This window comes from Thalassospira sp. MIT121401 (assembly GCF_047125595.1).
GTDB classification, from domain to species: Bacteria; Pseudomonadota; Alphaproteobacteria; order Rhodospirillales; family Thalassospiraceae; genus Thalassospira; species Thalassospira povalilytica.
On sequence record NZ_CP138926.1, the window covers coordinates 2,479,360 to 2,494,285 of the forward strand.

The 14,926-nt window shown below is 55.7% G+C and carries 17 protein-coding genes; 11 read left to right on the forward strand and 6 right to left on the reverse strand.

The features are described 5' to 3' along the window. Nucleotides 1-50 precede the first annotated feature (50 nt). The 4 genes from SIB88_RS11370 to pcaQ all read right to left on the reverse strand — a co-directional run bounded on the left by SIB88_RS11370 (nt 51) and on the right by pcaQ (nt 4,229). Nucleotides 51-1,442, reverse strand: coding sequence for a TRAP transporter large permease (locus SIB88_RS11370; RefSeq protein WP_288350861.1), 1,392 nt, complete (start codon nt 1,440-1,442; stop codon nt 51-53). After that, entirely contained in the window at nt 1,435-1,932 is a 498-nt protein-coding gene (locus SIB88_RS11375; RefSeq protein ID WP_068517360.1) for a TRAP transporter small permease, read from the reverse strand. The genes SIB88_RS11370 and SIB88_RS11375 overlap by 8 nt, the downstream gene beginning before the upstream one ends. A 96-nt stretch (nt 1,933-2,028) precedes the next feature. After that, entirely contained in the window at nt 2,029-3,060 is a 1,032-nt protein-coding gene (locus tag SIB88_RS11380; RefSeq protein WP_412558106.1) for a TRAP transporter substrate-binding protein, read from the reverse strand. Between the two features lie 227 nt (nt 3,061-3,287). Next, nucleotides 3,288-4,229 carry a pca operon transcription factor PcaQ gene (gene pcaQ / locus SIB88_RS11385; protein ID WP_068517362.1) on the reverse strand — a complete coding sequence of 314 codons (942 nt, stop codon included), beginning with the start codon at nt 4,227-4,229 and terminating at the stop codon, nt 3,288-3,290. 143 nt (nt 4,230-4,372) lie between these two features. On the opposite strand from pcaQ, the gene pcaD reads away from it, so the two are divergent. From pcaD to SIB88_RS11425, 8 genes are all read left to right on the forward strand, one after another. Then, a complete protein-coding gene (gene pcaD / locus SIB88_RS11390) occupies nt 4,373-5,173 on the forward strand; it encodes a 3-oxoadipate enol-lactonase (RefSeq protein ID WP_101246372.1) in 801 nt (266 codons plus the stop codon). Next, complete coding sequence (pcaC, locus tag SIB88_RS11395; protein WP_101246371.1) at nt 5,166-5,558, forward strand: 4-carboxymuconolactone decarboxylase; 393 nt, start codon at nt 5,166-5,168, stop codon at nt 5,556-5,558. Before pcaD ends, pcaC begins: the two co-directional genes overlap by 8 nt. A gap of 5 nt (nt 5,559-5,563) precedes the next feature. After that, on the forward strand, nt 5,564-6,265 hold the full coding sequence (gene pcaH / locus SIB88_RS11400) for a protocatechuate 3,4-dioxygenase subunit beta (RefSeq protein WP_068517365.1): 702 nt from the start codon (nt 5,564-5,566) through the stop codon (nt 6,263-6,265). 3 nt (nt 6,266-6,268) lie between these two features. Beyond that, nucleotides 6,269-6,856, forward strand: coding sequence for a protocatechuate 3,4-dioxygenase subunit alpha (gene pcaG / locus SIB88_RS11405; RefSeq protein WP_412558107.1), 588 nt, complete (start codon nt 6,269-6,271; stop codon nt 6,854-6,856). Nucleotides 6,857-6,998: 142 nt separating this feature from the next. Beyond that, nucleotides 6,999-7,853: a CoA transferase subunit A gene (locus SIB88_RS11410; RefSeq protein ID WP_068517367.1), complete on the forward strand. Its 855-nt coding sequence runs from the start codon at nt 6,999-7,001 to the stop codon at nt 7,851-7,853. Nucleotides 7,854-7,867: 14 nt separating this feature from the next. Further along, nucleotides 7,868-8,641 (forward strand): CoA-transferase subunit beta, encoded by a 774-nt coding sequence (locus SIB88_RS11415; protein WP_068517368.1) that lies wholly within the window; start codon nt 7,868-7,870, stop codon nt 8,639-8,641. A 23-nt stretch (nt 8,642-8,664) separates the two neighbouring features. After that, nucleotides 8,665-9,870: a 3-oxoadipyl-CoA thiolase gene (gene pcaF, locus SIB88_RS11420; RefSeq protein WP_250283817.1), complete on the forward strand. Its 1,206-nt coding sequence runs from the start codon at nt 8,665-8,667 to the stop codon at nt 9,868-9,870. A 152-nt stretch (nt 9,871-10,022) separates the two neighbouring features. Then, a complete protein-coding gene (locus SIB88_RS11425; RefSeq protein WP_412558108.1) occupies nt 10,023-11,360 on the forward strand; it encodes a 3-carboxy-cis,cis-muconate cycloisomerase in 1,338 nt (445 codons plus the stop codon). 55 nt (nt 11,361-11,415) lie between these two features. On the opposite strand, the gene SIB88_RS11430 is transcribed toward SIB88_RS11425, so the two are convergent. Next, entirely contained in the window at nt 11,416-11,907 is a 492-nt protein-coding gene (locus tag SIB88_RS11430; RefSeq protein WP_082817695.1) for a GNAT family N-acetyltransferase, read from the reverse strand. Next, nucleotides 11,904-12,644, reverse strand: coding sequence for a TenA family protein (locus SIB88_RS11435; protein ID WP_412558109.1), 741 nt, complete (start codon nt 12,642-12,644; stop codon nt 11,904-11,906). Before SIB88_RS11435 ends, SIB88_RS11430 begins: the two co-directional genes overlap by 4 nt. 185 nt (nt 12,645-12,829) lie before the next feature. On the opposite strand from SIB88_RS11435, the gene SIB88_RS11440 reads away from it, so the two are divergent. The 3 genes from SIB88_RS11440 to SIB88_RS11450 all read left to right on the forward strand — a co-directional run bounded on the left by SIB88_RS11440 (nt 12,830) and on the right by SIB88_RS11450 (nt 14,920). Continuing rightward, on the forward strand, nt 12,830-13,054 hold the full coding sequence (locus SIB88_RS11440; RefSeq protein WP_068517372.1) for a DUF2892 domain-containing protein: 225 nt from the start codon (nt 12,830-12,832) through the stop codon (nt 13,052-13,054). Nucleotides 13,055-13,216: 162 nt separating this feature from the next. Next, nucleotides 13,217-13,630 carry a TIGR01244 family sulfur transferase gene (locus tag SIB88_RS11445; RefSeq protein ID WP_068517373.1) on the forward strand — a complete coding sequence of 138 codons (414 nt, stop codon included), beginning with the start codon at nt 13,217-13,219 and terminating at the stop codon, nt 13,628-13,630. Between the two features lie 162 nt (nt 13,631-13,792). After that, nucleotides 13,793-14,920, forward strand: a complete 1,128-nt coding sequence (locus tag SIB88_RS11450; protein ID WP_412558110.1) for a peptidase C39 family protein — start codon at nt 13,793-13,795, stop codon at nt 14,918-14,920. Nucleotides 14,921-14,926 lie beyond the last annotated feature (6 nt).

Sequence of the window (14,926 nt, forward strand, 5' to 3'; positions counted from 1 at the left end):
AAAGCCCGCCACAGGGGAGTGACGGGCTTTTATGATCAGCTTTGTTTTGGCTATCCGCCCAGTATCGAGGGGACGAACAATGTCAGGACCGGTACAAAGATCAAAAGCAGAATACGAATGATCTCGGCCCCAAAGAACGGCATCACCCCGCGGAAGGTCTGGCTCATGGGGACACCCTTGGCCAGCGCGTTGATGATAAAGACGTTCAGTCCGACTGGCGGGGTTATCAACCCCAGCTCCACGACAATGAGTGCGAGAATACCGAACCAGATTTTAAGGTCCTCGGTCCCCATGCCATAGGCCGCGGTCGCCGCCGTTGCCCAGTCACCACCATTGATATCAACAAGGGCAGGCCAGAAGAACGGGATCACAACCACAATCATGGAAAGACTTTCCATGAAGCAGCCCAGCAGGATCAGCGCCATCAGCATCAGAACCATGATCAGCCACGGGTCCAGGCCACTGGTTGCGGCTGCTTCTGCCATATAGGCCGGAAGGTTCGCACGGCTGAAAAAGCCCTTGAGGATTTCCGCACCCAGCAGGATGAAGAAAATCATCGAAGACGTGATCGCCGTATCCTTAAGCGATTGACGCAGGCCTTCCCATGACAGGCCGCCTTTGCCTTTCCAGCGCATATAGGCGCCGTAAACCAGGATCGCGAACACCCCCACACCGGCGGCCGGGGTCGGCGTGAACAGACCGGCACCAAGACCCAGAATGATGGAGCCGAAAATCACCATGACCGGGATCAGACGCAGCAACGCTTCCTTGCGTTCGGCGGGCGGCATCGGTTCGGGTTTCGGGGCCAGCGACGGGTTCAGGCGGACCTGAATGGCGATTACGGCCATAAAGAACACAACGGCAATCAAACCCGGAATGATCGCGGCCTGGAACATCTGAATGATCGATGCTTCGACCGTGACTGCATAAATCACCAATGCGACCGATGGCGGGATCAGAATGCCAAGCGTGCCGCCAGCCGCCAGCGTGCCGGTCGCCAGACGCGGCGAATATTTCAGACGATCAAGTTCCGGAAGGGCAACCTTGCCCATGGTCGATGCGGTGGCAAGCGATGATCCGCATACCGCACCAAAACCGGCACAGGCCCCGATGGCTGCCATGGCAACACCACCACGGAACCGGCCCAGAATGGCATTCACCCCCTGGAACAGGTCGCGTGACAGATTGGCCTGGCTTGCCAGATATCCCATCAGAACAAACAGCGGAACGACCGACAATTCATAGTTAGACACAATCCCGTACAGCAGCGATTTGAACTGCTGAAGATAGGGGTCGAAACGCAGGAACGGGAAAAACAGGCTCAGCACATAGTTGCCGCCAATGCCAACGCCAACCATGGCAAGGCCGACGGGAACACGCAAAGCCAGAACGAAAAAGAGAACAGCAAGGCCACCAAGGCCGATCAATTCGCGCTCAGACATCGGCCTCTCTTTCGAAAATCTGACTTCCGGCAATGGCCGCCCACAGGAACATCGAAATGATGCCCGGGACATAGAACGGCCAGATGGTCCAGCCGAGAATTGCCGAAAGGGTATTGTCGCCACGAACCTCGATCAGGCCATTGACCATCATATAACCAAGGAACAGCGCCAGTCCGGTCATGAGAATGCTTGAAACCACGTCAATTACGCGGGCAAACCCGTCCGGGAACATTTTGATGAACACATCAACGGCAACGTGACCGCGATGTGCCTGGCAGTAGGGGAAGAACATCAGGGCAGCCGAGCTGACAATCATGCTGACGAAATCTTCATAGCCGATAATGGCCGGAAAGTTGGCGTCAAACAGCCGGGCGATCTTGTCCAGACCAAAGGCGGTAACGTTGACAATCGTTACAACGGCAATCAGCAGGGCAAGCAGGCCACCGATAACGGCGAACCATGATGCAGCCTTGTAGAGCACGTTTTTCATATGTCTTACAATCTAGAGGGCAATCTAGCGGGAAAAACAGGGTCACGCATCGGTATGATACGTGACCCCACAAGATTTTCCAGTAACTTGATATCGTTACTTGGTATGGGCCAGAACGGCTGCTTTTGCGTCTTCGACGAGTTTCGCGCCGTCGATGCCGTTGGATTTGGATTCTTCGATCCAGCGATCAACGACCGAGGCAGCGGCATCATCGAAGGTCGCTTTTTCAGCGGCGGTCAGTTTGACAACCTTACCCTTGCCTTCGTTGATCATTTTCTTGCCGACTTCTTCAACATTGTTGAAGACATCGCCGATTTCGGCTGCGAAGTCGCGGCCGGAATTGCGGTCGATGATTTCCTTGAGATCATCCGGAAGGCTTTCGTAACGATCCTTGTTCATTGCGAACAGGAAGGTCGAGGTGCCAAAGCGCGAATTCACGCCTTCGCCTTCAACAGAATAGGAAATCAGTTCAGCCAGTTTCAGCGGCGGAACAACTTCGAACGGAACCAGGCCGCCGTCAACAACGCCAAGCGACAGTGCCTGCGGCAGGGCCGGGACCGGCATGCCAACCGGCTCTGCGCCCCAGGATTCAATAACCCAGGAACCGGTACGGGTCGGGGTACGCAGTTTCAGACCTTTGACGTCATCAACCGTGCGGACTTCCTTTTCCGTCAGATGGATGGCCTGACCGGCATGGACGTGAACCGCCAGCGGGTGGATGTCTTTAAGGTCTTCGGCGAATTCGTCCTTAAGATCCCACATCGCAAGGTTGGTTGCGCGCGCGTCACCAAGATGCACGCCCGGCAGTTCGAAAACTTCGATGCGCGGGAATACGCCCGGGGTGTAACCCGGAAGGGTCCAGACGATGTCTGCAACGCCGTCACGAACCTGACGGTACAATTCCGGCGGGTTGCCGCCAAGCGACATGGACGGGAAGATTTCAAACTTGATACGGCCGTTTGATTCTTCTTCGATTTTCTTTGCCCACGGCTCAATCATTTTGGACTGTGCCGGTGCCTTCGGACCCAGGAAATGGTGGATCGTAAGCGTGACTTCCTGTGCGTGTGCGCCGAACGACACCATGGTCGCAACAGCTGCACCCGCAAGCAATTTGGTGATGTGTTTCATTCTTCCTCCTTTGAACGTCTTGTCGCGGTCATGACGCCGACAAACGTTTCAGCCATGATGCGCATCTAGCGTGCGAAGTTTTCCAAGATACTTGGTTGTTGTTTTTATTATTATTTTTGGAATGGCCTGCGTTTGGTGCAATTCTGCCATACCGAATTGGAACCAATCTAATGGGCACGTGATGGTTATGTATAATGATATGTCCGCACATTTGCATAACCAAACGATTATGTATTAAGGCCTGAATGGGTTGCGTGATGCAGTGCCGCTTCTTCGCGCACAGCATTGATCAGCATCTCGACAGGCGGTGAAATCGGCGAGTCAATTCGGGTCGTCAACCCTACGGGTCCAAAAGTGTCACTGGTATCTATCGGTAATTCAACAAGATGGCCCTCGGCGATGTCAGATGCAACAGCCCCGTTCGAGATGATCCAGATCGCATCGGTCTCGCGCGTAAAGGCACGCCCGAACGATGTTGAAACCGTTTCGATCCGGTCGGGAAGGGCACCGATGCCATGGGCAATCAGCATCTTGTCGACCGTCGGATGAATGATCGCATGTTTGGGCGGCACCAGAACGGTGAATTCGCGGATACGCGTAATGTCGGGGTTTTCATCGGTCAGCAACGGATGCCCCGGACGCGCAACCAGCGAAATATGTTCCGAATATAAATGTATGAATGACAGGCCCGACATCTGATCGGGTTCGGCCAGTCGTCCGACCACAAGATCAAGTTCACCAACGCGCAATTGTCCCATCAGCATCACGTTCGGACCGGCAACCACCTTGACCGTTGTGTCGGGACTAAGGGATTTGAACCGGCGGATGGCATTGGGCATGACGCTGGCGGCGACGGTCGGCAATACACCAAGATTGATCGAAAGACCGCCCTGCATGCGGACCTGGCTGATGCTGTCGACACCCTGGCGAAGGGCGGTGACGCTGGCCCCGGCATATCGCAGGAAAACCTTGCCGAAATCGGTCAGGGTCACGCCGCGTTTGGATCGGTCAAACAGCCGCGCATCAAGATGTTCTTCAAGTTCGCGGATGGTCTTGGAAACGGCGGGCTGGGTGATGGACAGGGTGTCGGCGGCCTTGACAACGCTGCGCTGACGCGCGACTTCCAGAAAACAGGTCAGATGACGGAATTTAATGCGTTGATCAAGCATGCGTGCCTACGTCGCGTCGTTGTAGAATAAAGTAATCAGAACACAATGCATAATTATATAGTTATGCAAAATACGCAATTCCTCATTTTACATAACCAAAACCATCTGCGAAATTGTGCGCAAATAAGCAGGGTGGAAACGACATGAGTCTACAAGTCGCCCCGATCAACGGGACACATATCCATTACAGCCAGTCCGGGCCGAAAGACGCGCCTGTGCTGGTGTTTTCGAACTCGCTTGGTACCGATCTGCGCATCTGGGATGATGTTGTTGCGGCATTGTCTGACCGCTTCAATATTGTGACCTATGACAAGCGCGGTCATGGATTGTCAGGCATCGGTGATGCGCCATATGACATTGCGCTGCATGCCAATGACCTGATCGGGCTGCTTGATCATCTTGGTCTTGGCAAGGTGATCATTTGCGGTCTGTCGGTTGGCGGGCTGATTGCCCAGAAAGTCACGCAATTGCAGCCCGAACGCGTTCGCGGCCTGATCCTTTGTGATACCGCCCCCAAGCTTGGTGATTATAACGGCTGGAATACCCGGATCGAAGCCATCAAGGCCGACGGGATTGATGTTCTGGGCGATGCGATCATGGAACGCTGGTTGTCGCCGACGTTCCGCAAGGACCGTCCGCTTGAAACCGCGATGTATCGCGACATGCTCGTGCGCACGACAGAGGCCGGCTATATCGGCACTTGTGTGGCGCTGCGCGATGGTGATTTGCGCGAAGCGGCGGGCAAGATTGCGGTTCCGACCTTATGTATCTGTGGATCGGATGACCTGGCGACACCGCCCGATGTGGTGCGCGAAATGGCGACCATGATCCCGAATGCCGAATTTGAATTGATTGACGGGGTCGGGCATTTGCCCTGCATCGAAACCCCGGAATTGCTGACCCGGTTGATCGACCGATTTACCAAGGAGAAGAACCTTGTCTGAGAGCCGGTATGACATTGGCATGAAAACCCGCCGTTCCGTTCTGGGCGATGCGCATGTGGATCGTGCGTCAAAAAACATCACCGAAATTGATGAAGGTTTTCAGCGCTATATCACTGAAAATGTCTGGAATGGTGTCTGGACCAGCGACACATTCACCAAACGCGAACGGTCCATCGTTACCATCGCCCTTCTTGCGGGGCTCGGTCACGAAGAAGAACTCGCCATGCATATCCGGGCGACCCTGAATACCGGGGCGACACGCGATGATATCCGTGAAACCCTGATGCATGTTGCGGTCTATGCCGGCGTTCCCGCCGCCAATACGGCATTCCGCATCGCCAAACAAGCCTATGCCGAGATCGACGCGGCATCCAAGGGAGAGTAAGTTAAATGTCCGTTTTCAAACCGCGTGACTGGGGATCCCACGCCCCGTTCATTGCTCCGGGCTACAAATCCACCATTCTGCGTGGCCCGTCGCGCCCGCCGCTGGCGATCAAGTCCGGCCTGACCGAAGGCACCGGACCGCGTTTTGCCCCGGCCAGTGTGCGTGCACTTGATTTCGATCTGACCAAAAACGGGATCACCAACGGCGAACCGCTTGGCGAACGCATTGTGGTGCATGGCCGTGTCATGGATACCGATGGTCGCCCGCAACCGAACATTCTTGTCGAAATCTGGCAAGCGAACGCGGCAGGCCGCTATGTGCACAAGGTTGATCAGCACGAAGCGCCGCTTGATCCGAACTTCCGCGGTTCGGGACGCTGCATGACCGATGAAAACGGAAATTACAAATTCTATACCATCAAGCCGGGCGCCTATCCGTGGGGCAACCATTTCAATGCCTGGCGTCCGAACCATATTCATCTGTCGCTGTTTGGTCCGGGCTTTGCCACACGCCTTGTAACCCAGATGTATTTCCCGGGTGATCCGCTGCTTGAACTTGATCCGATTTTCCTGGGCACCGAAGACCCGGTCGCACGCGAACGTCTGATTGCCAAATTCTCGATCGACAAGACCGAGGAAAGCTTTGCGCTGGGTTATCAGTTTGACATTGTCCTGCGCGGACGCAACGGCACCCCGATGGAGAATTAAGTTATGGCATTTGGTGAAACCCCTTCACAGACGGTTGGTCCGTATTTCGCCTATGGCCTGACAGCAGGTCAATATGGCTATGATTTTACCGATATCGCCGATCCGGTTGTTGCCGGTCCGGATGCCAAGGGTGAACATATCCGCATCACCGGCACTGTGTTTGATGCCGAAGGCAACCCGGTCAATGACGCGATGATCGAAATCTGGCAGGCCGATGCCGATGGCGTTTACAGCGAAAAGCCGGTCGATGTTGCTGATGCCGGTTTCCGTGGCCTTGGCCGGTGCGGCACGGGCACGGATGCCAAAAACCGATTCTGGTTTGATACGGTCAAGCCGGGCGTCGTTGCCGATGCCCAGGCCCCGTTTGTCAATGTGATCGTGTTTATGCGCGGCATGCTTGTTCACGCCTTTACCCGTTTTTACTTCGACGACGAAGCTGAACTGAATGCCAAGGACACCGTCCTGCAATCGGTTCCGGCAGATCGTCGCGACACCTTGATCGCCAAGCGTGTCGAAACCCCAAGCGGGATCGAATACCGGATCGACATCCACATGCAGGGGGACGCGGAAACCGTGTTCTTTGACTTGTAGGCCGATCTGGTCCGATGGCTGCGTCCGCTGCTTTGGGGAAAGCCGGCGGTCGCAGCCATCGATCCGATTTCCCGCATGATGCGGGGCAGTTGCCCCGAATTTGTTTTGTTCTGTTTTGGTTTGATACCACAGGAGTTTTACCGTGGTTGCACGTTTCATGTCGCTTAAAGAGGCTGTCGCGTCCTGCGTTAAGGATGGCGACACCATTTCGATGGAAGGCTTCACCCATCTTATCCCGCATGCTGCCGGGCACGAGATCATCCGTCAGGGGATCAAGGATCTGACCCTGATCCGCATGACGCCTGATATGATCTATGATCAGCTGATCGGTGCCGGCTGTGCCAAAAAACTGATCTTCTCCTGGGGCGGGAACCCGGGTGTTGGTTCGCTGCATCGTCTGCGCGAAGCGGTCCAGGAAAGCTGGCCGCACAAGCTTGAGATCGAAGAACATTCCCACGCAGCGATGGCCAATGCCTATGACGCCGGTGCGGCCGGTCTGCCCTGTGCGGTGTTCAAGGGATATCGTGGTGCGGAACTGCCGCGCGTCAACCCGAATATCAAGTTCATCAAATGCCCGTTCACCGGCGAAAGCCTGGCCGCGGTTCCGTCGATCCGCCCGGATGTGACGGTTGTTCACGCCCAGAAAGCCAACAAAAAGGGCGATGTCCTGTTTGAAGGCATCGTTGGTGTTCAGAAAGAAGCCGTTCTGGCCGCCAAGAAATCCATCGTGACGGTCGAAGAGATCGTTGATGATTTCGGCGATATCTCGTCAAACGCTGTGATGCTGCCGAACTGGGCGGTTACCGCGATTGTTGAAATCCCGGGTGGGGCGCATCCGTCCTATGCGCAAGGCTACTACAAGCGCGACAACGCGTTTTACAAGGCATGGGATCCGATTGCCCGCGATCGCGAGGCCTTCCTGGCCTGGATCGAAGAACATGTCATGAATGGCGGTCCCGAAGATTTCGCGGCCAAGCGTGAAGCAAACAAAGGCTAAGCGGAGAAAAGATCATGGTTGAATATACCCCGACTGAAATGATGACGGTATCCGCCGCACGCGCGCTTAAAAACGACGATGTGTGCTTTGTTGGTATCGGTATGCCGTCTGCGGCCTGTAACCTGGCCCGTCTGACCCATGCACCGGACATCACCCTGATTTATGAAAGTGGCACGATTGGCACCAAGCCGGACGTTCTGCCGCTGTCGATCGGTGATGGCGAACTGTGTGAAACCGCTGTGAACACGGTTCCGGTGCCCGAAATGTTCCGCTACTGGCTTCAGGGCGGCAAGATTTCGGTCGGTTTCCTTGGTGCGGCCCAACTTGATAAATATGGCAACATCAACACCACCGTGATTGGTGATTACGACAACCCCAAAGTCCGTCTTCCGGGCGGTGGCGGTGCGCCGGAAATCGCAACCAGCTGTGGTGAAGTTTTCCTGGTGATGAAACAAAGCAAACGCGGCTTTGTTGAAAAGATCGATTTCGTGACGTCGCTTGGTCATGGCAAGGGCGGTGATGACCGCGCGTCCTATGGTGTGGATACCAAAGGACCGTCGCGTCTGATTACCGATCTTTGCATCATGGAACCGCATCCGGTCGGCAAACAGTTCATCGTGACGTCGATCCATCCGGGCGTAACCCGCGAAGAAATCATCGAAAATACCGGTTGGGATGTTGAGTTTGCCGACGAAGTCGCCGAAACTGCGATCCCGTCCGAGAAAGAATTGCAGGTTCTTCGTGAACTGCATGCTCGTACCGCCAAGGCCCATGCGGGTCAGCAGTAAGAGTAATAACAAGGATCTTAGAAATGGCTGACGCATATATTTGCGATTACATCCGTACCCCGATTGGCCGCTTTGGTGGCAGCCTGTCACAGGTACGTGCCGACGATCTTGGCGCGGTGCCGCTCAAGGCACTGGTTGAACGTAATCCCGATCTTGATTTTGGTGCGGTTGACGATGTGGTCTTTGGCTGTGCCAACCAGGCAGGTGAAGACAACCGCAACGTTGCACGCATGTCATCGCTTCTGGCCGGATTGCCCGAAACCGTAACCGGAACCACGGTCAACCGTCTGTGCGGTTCGGGCATGGATGCGATCATCATTGCCGCACGCGCGATCAAGGCGGGCGAAGCCGACCTGATGATAGCCGGTGGCGTTGAAAGCATGTCACGTGCACCGTTCGTGATGCCCAAGGCAACGTCGGCGTTTTCGCGCAATGCGGAAATCTATGACACCACTATTGGCTGGCGGTTTGTCAATCCGGTGATGAAAAAGCAGTACGGTGTGGATTCCATGCCCGAAACCGGTGAAAACGTTGCCGAAGATTTCAACATTTCGCGCGGTGATCAGGATGCCTTTGCCGTGCGTTCACAGGAAAAGGCCGTCGCTGCCCAGCAGAACGGGACCCTTGCCCAGGAAATCACCCCGGTGACCATTCCCCAGCGCAAAGGCGATCCGGTTGTGGTTGATACCGATGAACATCCGCGTGCGGGTACCACGGTTGAAACCCTTGCCAAATTGCCGACCCCGTTCCGCGAAGGCGGTTCGGTAACGGCGGGTAACGCATCGGGCGTCAATGACGGGGCGGCTGCATTGATCGTGGCATCCGAAGCCGCGGTCAAGAAATATGGCCTGAAACCGATTGCCAAGGTTGTCGGTGGTGCGACGGCGGGTGTTGCCCCGCGCATCATGGGCTTTGGCCCGGCACCGGCATCGAAAAAGCTTCTGGCACGTCTGGGCTGGACCACTGATCAGCTTGATGTGATCGAACTGAACGAAGCATTCGCATCCCAGGGTCTTGCGACCCTTCGTGATCTTGGCATCGCCGATGATGACGCGCGTGTGAACCCGAATGGCGGGGCGATTGCCCTTGGTCATCCGTTGGGCATGTCGGGTGCACGTATTGCCGGTACGGCGGCCCTTCAGCTTAAACGCACAGGTGGCAAATACGCACTGGCGACCATGTGCATTGGTGTCGGTCAGGGGATTGCGATTGCGCTTGAAGCAGTCTGATCCCGGGAACGATTTGCCTATGAGTTGAAAGACGCCCCTGTGCGCTCAGATTTTTCTGAACGGGCAGGGGCTTCTTTTTGCGTTGTTGACCAACCCGTTGCACAGCGCGACACTATGAATTCGCACCTGATTACCATGGTGGATTTGACCTGATGACGATTTCGCCTTTTGACTCGGCCCTGCTTGGCGGGCTGTTTTCCGATCCGGAAATTGCGGCCCTGTTTGATGACCGGGCACAGATTGCCTCGATGTTGCTGTTTGAATCTGCCCTTGCCGCGGCAGAAGCCCGCGCAGGTGTCATTCCGGGGGAAAGTGCCGCACGGATTGCCGACGTTTGCCGCGATTTCAATCCGGATCCGGCGTCGTTGGCGGCGGGAACGGCAAGTGCCGGTGTGCCGGTCCCGGCCCTGGTCAAGGCATTAAAGGCCGAAATTGGCGGTGAAGATGCCCGGTTCGCCCATTTCGGTGCCACCAGTCAGGATGTGGTTGATACGGCACTGGTATTGCGGTTGCGCGACGCAATCGGCATCATCCGTCGGCGCATTCGCAAACTGGCCAGATCGCTTGCGGCCCATGCAGATGCACATCGCAAGACCGTGATGATCGGGCGCACCCGTTCACAACAGGCTGTTCCGACAACATTCGGCCTGAAGGCAGCCGGTTGGTTGGCTCCGCTGGTGCGGATCGACCGGCGGATCGACAGCTTGGCGGCGGATTTGTTGCGGCTGTCCTTTGGCGGGGCGGCGGGCACGCTGGCATCAATCGGGGCAAAGGCCGCCGATGTCGAAAGCAACCTGGCCGAAGAACTTGATCTTCCGGCATCTGATATGCCCTGGCATGCGCAGCGTGATGTTCTGGTGGATTTCGCAAGTCAGTTAACAGTGTTAACCGGTGCGCTTGGCAAAATGGGTCAGGATCTTGTTTTGCTGGCGCAATCGGAAATCGCCGAAGTCCAGCCGGGCAAGGGCGGTGGGTCATCCACCATGCCCCATAAATCCAACCCGGTGCAGGCCGAAATGCTTGTGACCCTTGCGCGGTTCAATGCCGGGCAACTTGGCGTTTTCAGCCAGTCACAGCTTCATGATCATGAACGTTGCGGGTCAAGCTGGCTTTTGGAATGGTTGACCTTGCCGCAGATCATTATGGCGGCGGGAACGGCATTGGCGCAGGCGGTTGATATGGTGCCGGACCTTAAAATCAATACCGGGCGCATGGCCGAAAACCTTGAATTGTCGCGCGGGGCGATGCTGGCAGAAGCCGCGACCTTTGCCCTTGCCGACCATATCGGGCGTGATGCCGCGGACAAGCTGGTCAAGGACGCCATTGCCAAATCATCGGCAAACGGGTCGAACCTGTTTGATGAATTGCCCAAATTGACCGACGCGCCGGTAAACTGGGCACAGGTCGGTGATCCTGCAAACTATGTCGGGCAGGCGGATTTGTTCATCGATCGTGTTTTGGGAACGGCCAAACGCGGATTGCGCGACTGATCAAACCGGGCTCAAATTCAAAAGGCTGCCAGCGACGAACCGTTGGCAGCCTTTTTTATGCGGGTTGGCCCGGTTTGCGCAGGCGCTTTTCAACGGCATAATTGTGGATCGGAACGCCATTGATTTCAAAGTCGCGCCGCTCGACCACGGAAAATCCCTGTTTAAGCAGGAAGGATTTGGCAAGTTCGCTGGCTTCGGAATAGAGCTTGCCGATATTTTGCGCATTGGCGGCGTTTTCAAGTTCACCATAAAGGCTGGCAACCACCCCGGTTCCTGCCACATCGGGGCTGGCATATAAAAATCCGATATGGCCATCGGGTTCAACATCGCCAAAGGCAACCGCACGATCATTCTGATCAACGGCGACCAGGCAATAGCGCCCGTCGGTCATCAGTTTTTTGAACTGATCGGGATTTGGTTGCAGGCTGGCCCAGATCGCCACCTGTTCCGGGCCATATGATTTCGGGCCGAGTTCGGCGACCGCCCGGGCATATATGTCGGTCATTGTCGCGGCATCTTCGTCGCGAAACCGGCGAATGGTGATCATTGCGCTGATCCCCATGCGGTATCAAAGAACCGGACTTCAAGTTCCGTTGCCCGCGCAAAGAACGAAAGGCAGCCGTCGCGGTCCGATGCCGACAGGGTGGGGCCAACCTGATCAAGCTGATCATTCAGATAGCCAACCACACTTTCAAAATACGCACCGACATGAAGATCAAGCCATTCGGCATACCAGAAATCCTCGGGACGCTCTGTCAGGGACCGGTTGACCCGGTCGGCCCAGCCAAGATAGGTGCCTTCGGCCACGGCAAGTACGGCCAGCATATCGGCATAGCTGGTGCCATTGGCGGCATCGGCCATCAATTGTTTGAAATCGCTGGTGGCAGACCAGTCGGGCTGTGTTGCGCGGGCCTCATCGGTGACGCCAAGTGCGACAAAGCATCGCTCGAAATAGGTGTTTTCAGCCCCGGTCAGAAGAGCCAGAAACTGGCAGCCGGGAATGCGGTCCTTCAGTGTCGGGGCGCGCGATACCGCCGCAGCCAGAAGGGCAACAAACCGGTCGATAAAGCGATGATCCTGAATAAGATAGTTTTCAAGATTGCGTTTTGGGATTGCCGCCTTACCCCAGGCATCCGTAAAGGGATGATGCGTGACGCGATGCCAGTTTTCAGCAACCGATGCCTTGAGCCAATCTGAAAATCTGCCGTCCGGGTTGGCGTGCTTCCATTCGGGATAATCCGGGGCGGATGAAGCCGCAGCAGGCTGGGGGATATCGATCGTCACGGCACGGTTCCTGATGTGTTTTGATGTGTTTTGATTTTTCCCCTTTTTACATGCCGCTCATATAAGGGCAATAATCCAAATCACATGTCTTCGAATTGGCCGCCAATTGATCATTATCAATGTAAATCAATACATAATGATATAATGCTTGTGTGATCTTACAGCGACGGCCCAAGGAGGATGTCATGGCAAATGTCGGGATGATTGATCGTGTATTGCGTGCCTGTGTCGGTGCGTTTCTGATTGCCTTGCCGCTGATTATGGCAACACCCGAACAGGGGATGGTGGCCTATGGGACATTCGGCTGGGTGATGGTTGCAGCCGGGATTGTCATGTTATTGACCGCGGCCTTCCGGTTTTGCCCGCTTTATCTGTTGCTGGGTGTTCGGACCTGTCCGCTTTCGAAATAACGTGCGGGTTGCTGTCAGTCGTCTGCACATGACAATTTTCTGTTCAAGCGGTTGCAACGACCGCGCTATAGTGGCATCCGTATCAGTTAAGGTGTTCTGCGCATGTCCGTTTTGACGGGCAGATTGCGGTACGCCATCGGCAAGACATAACGGAACAGAAAAATGAAACGCCTGAGCGACGACCTGACGGTATCCCCGCAATTGCCACTTGATGCGATCGACGAGATTGCCAAGGCCGGTTACAAGACCATCATCTGTAACCGCCCGGATAATGAAGACCCGGGCCAGCCATCCTTTGCCGAGATTGCCGCCAAGGCCGAAGCCGCCGGCATCAAGGCAATTTTCCAGCCGGTCGCAAGTGGCAATGTCTCGGACGCCGATGCCGACGCATTTGCCGCCAATCTTGCCGCGGCGGAAAAGCCGATCTTTGCCTATTGCCGGACCGGCACGCGTTGCACGATCCTTTGGTCGCTGGCCAACGCCGGAAATCTGCCGGTTCAGGACATTATCAAATCGGCATCCGATGCCGGTTATGACATGTCGCCGCTATTGCCGCGCATTGCTGCGCGCGCCTAAGTGCGGATGTCCGTTTATTGACCTTTATGCGATGGGAACGGTCCCCATCGCATAAATGCGCGGCACGCCTGCCAAAATTGCACTATCGCATTTTTGCAAATCATGTCGATATGACAGGACGGTATGATACCGTGTGTCAGATTTTCTGCTGTGGGTGTGACTTTGAATACGCGTGAAAAGGCCAAAATTGATATCCGGTTGGCCGTGCCTGGCGACATTGATGCGCTGTGCGAAATTGAAGATCAATCCTTTGAAATTGACCGGTTGAACCGGCGCGCATTCAAACGCTTTGTCGGAAGCGAAACCGCGCGTCTGTGCGTTGCCTGCACCGATGGTGGCGTTGTTGGCTATGCGCTGGTGATTTTCCGGCGCAATGTCGCACTTGCGCGTCTTTATTCCCTGGCGGTATCGCCGCACTGGCGCGGGCAGGGGATCGGGCAGCAATTGATCACCCGGGCCGAAGAACTCAGCCTTGATTTCGGCGCGCCGATCCTGCGTCTGGAAGTCAGTCAGAAAAATGATCGCGCCATTTCGCTGTTTCATGCTGCGGGCTACCGCGAATTTGCGCTTTATCCGGATTATTACCCCGATCATTCCGACGCGTTGCGCATGGAAAAGGTATTGGTGCCCAATGCCCTGCGCCTGCCATCCCCTATTCATTTCTATCACCAGACATTGCCATTCACCTGCGGCCCGGCGGCCCTGATGATGGCGATGAATGCACTTGATCCGTCACTTGAACTTGATCGCAATCTGGAAATTGCCCTGTGGCGCGAAGCAACCACCGTGTTCATGACATCGGGTCATGGCGGGTGTGGTCCGCTGGGACTGGCATTGGCGGCCAATCGTCGCGGATTTGGTGCCGAGGTGCTAAGCAGCCGCGACGGGCCGCTTTTTGTTGATACGGTGCGCAAACCCAAAAACCGCGAAGTGGTCGAACTGGTGCATTATGATTTTGCCCGTCAGGCCCAGGATGTCGGCATTGTGGTGACGACCGGACCGTTTGGCGTGGCCGAAATCGAAGAACGCGCCAAACAGGGCAAGATGGCGCTGGTCCTGATCAGCCAGTACCGCATTTACGGTGACAAGATCCCGCATTGGGTCGTGGTGTCGGGCTTTGATGACCGGTTTGTCTATGTGAGTGATCCCGATATCGGCGATGATCACGAACCGTTTAATGGCAGTGATTGTTTGTCGGTGCCGATCCTGCGCAACGAGTTTGATCTGATGGCAAGATACGGGCGCGACAAACTGCAAGCCGCCGTCTTCATAGACAAAAAGGCCGGGTAAACCCGG

What these genes read in the sequence shown, in the direction of transcription:
- SIB88_RS11370 (WP_288350861.1), bottom strand. Translation starts at nt 1,442, where the DNA reads ATGTCTGAGCGCGAATTGATCGGCCTTGGTGGCCTTGCTGTTCTCTTT.
- SIB88_RS11375 (WP_068517360.1), bottom strand. Translation starts at nt 1,932, where the DNA reads ATGAAAAACGTGCTCTACAAGGCTGCATCATGGTTCGCCGTTATCGGT.
- SIB88_RS11380 (WP_412558106.1), bottom strand. Translation starts at nt 3,060, where the DNA reads ATGAAACACATCACCAAATTGCTTGCGGGTGCAGCTGTTGCGACCATG.
- pcaQ (WP_068517362.1), bottom strand. Translation starts at nt 4,229, where the DNA reads ATGCTTGATCAACGCATTAAATTCCGTCATCTGACCTGTTTTCTGGAA.
- pcaD (WP_101246372.1), top strand. Translation starts at nt 4,373, where the DNA reads ATGAGTCTACAAGTCGCCCCGATCAACGGGACACATATCCATTACAGC.
- pcaH (WP_068517365.1), top strand. Translation starts at nt 5,564, where the DNA reads ATGTCCGTTTTCAAACCGCGTGACTGGGGATCCCACGCCCCGTTCATT.
- pcaG (WP_412558107.1), top strand. Translation starts at nt 6,269, where the DNA reads ATGGCATTTGGTGAAACCCCTTCACAGACGGTTGGTCCGTATTTCGCC.
- SIB88_RS11415 (WP_068517368.1), top strand. Translation starts at nt 7,868, where the DNA reads ATGGTTGAATATACCCCGACTGAAATGATGACGGTATCCGCCGCACGC.
- pcaF (WP_250283817.1), top strand. Translation starts at nt 8,665, where the DNA reads ATGGCTGACGCATATATTTGCGATTACATCCGTACCCCGATTGGCCGC.
- SIB88_RS11425 (WP_412558108.1), top strand. Translation starts at nt 10,023, where the DNA reads ATGACGATTTCGCCTTTTGACTCGGCCCTGCTTGGCGGGCTGTTTTCC.
- SIB88_RS11430 (WP_082817695.1), bottom strand. Translation starts at nt 11,907, where the DNA reads ATGATCACCATTCGCCGGTTTCGCGACGAAGATGCCGCGACAATGACC.
- SIB88_RS11440 (WP_068517372.1), top strand. Translation starts at nt 12,830, where the DNA reads ATGGCAAATGTCGGGATGATTGATCGTGTATTGCGTGCCTGTGTCGGT.
- SIB88_RS11445 (WP_068517373.1), top strand. Translation starts at nt 13,217, where the DNA reads ATGAAACGCCTGAGCGACGACCTGACGGTATCCCCGCAATTGCCACTT.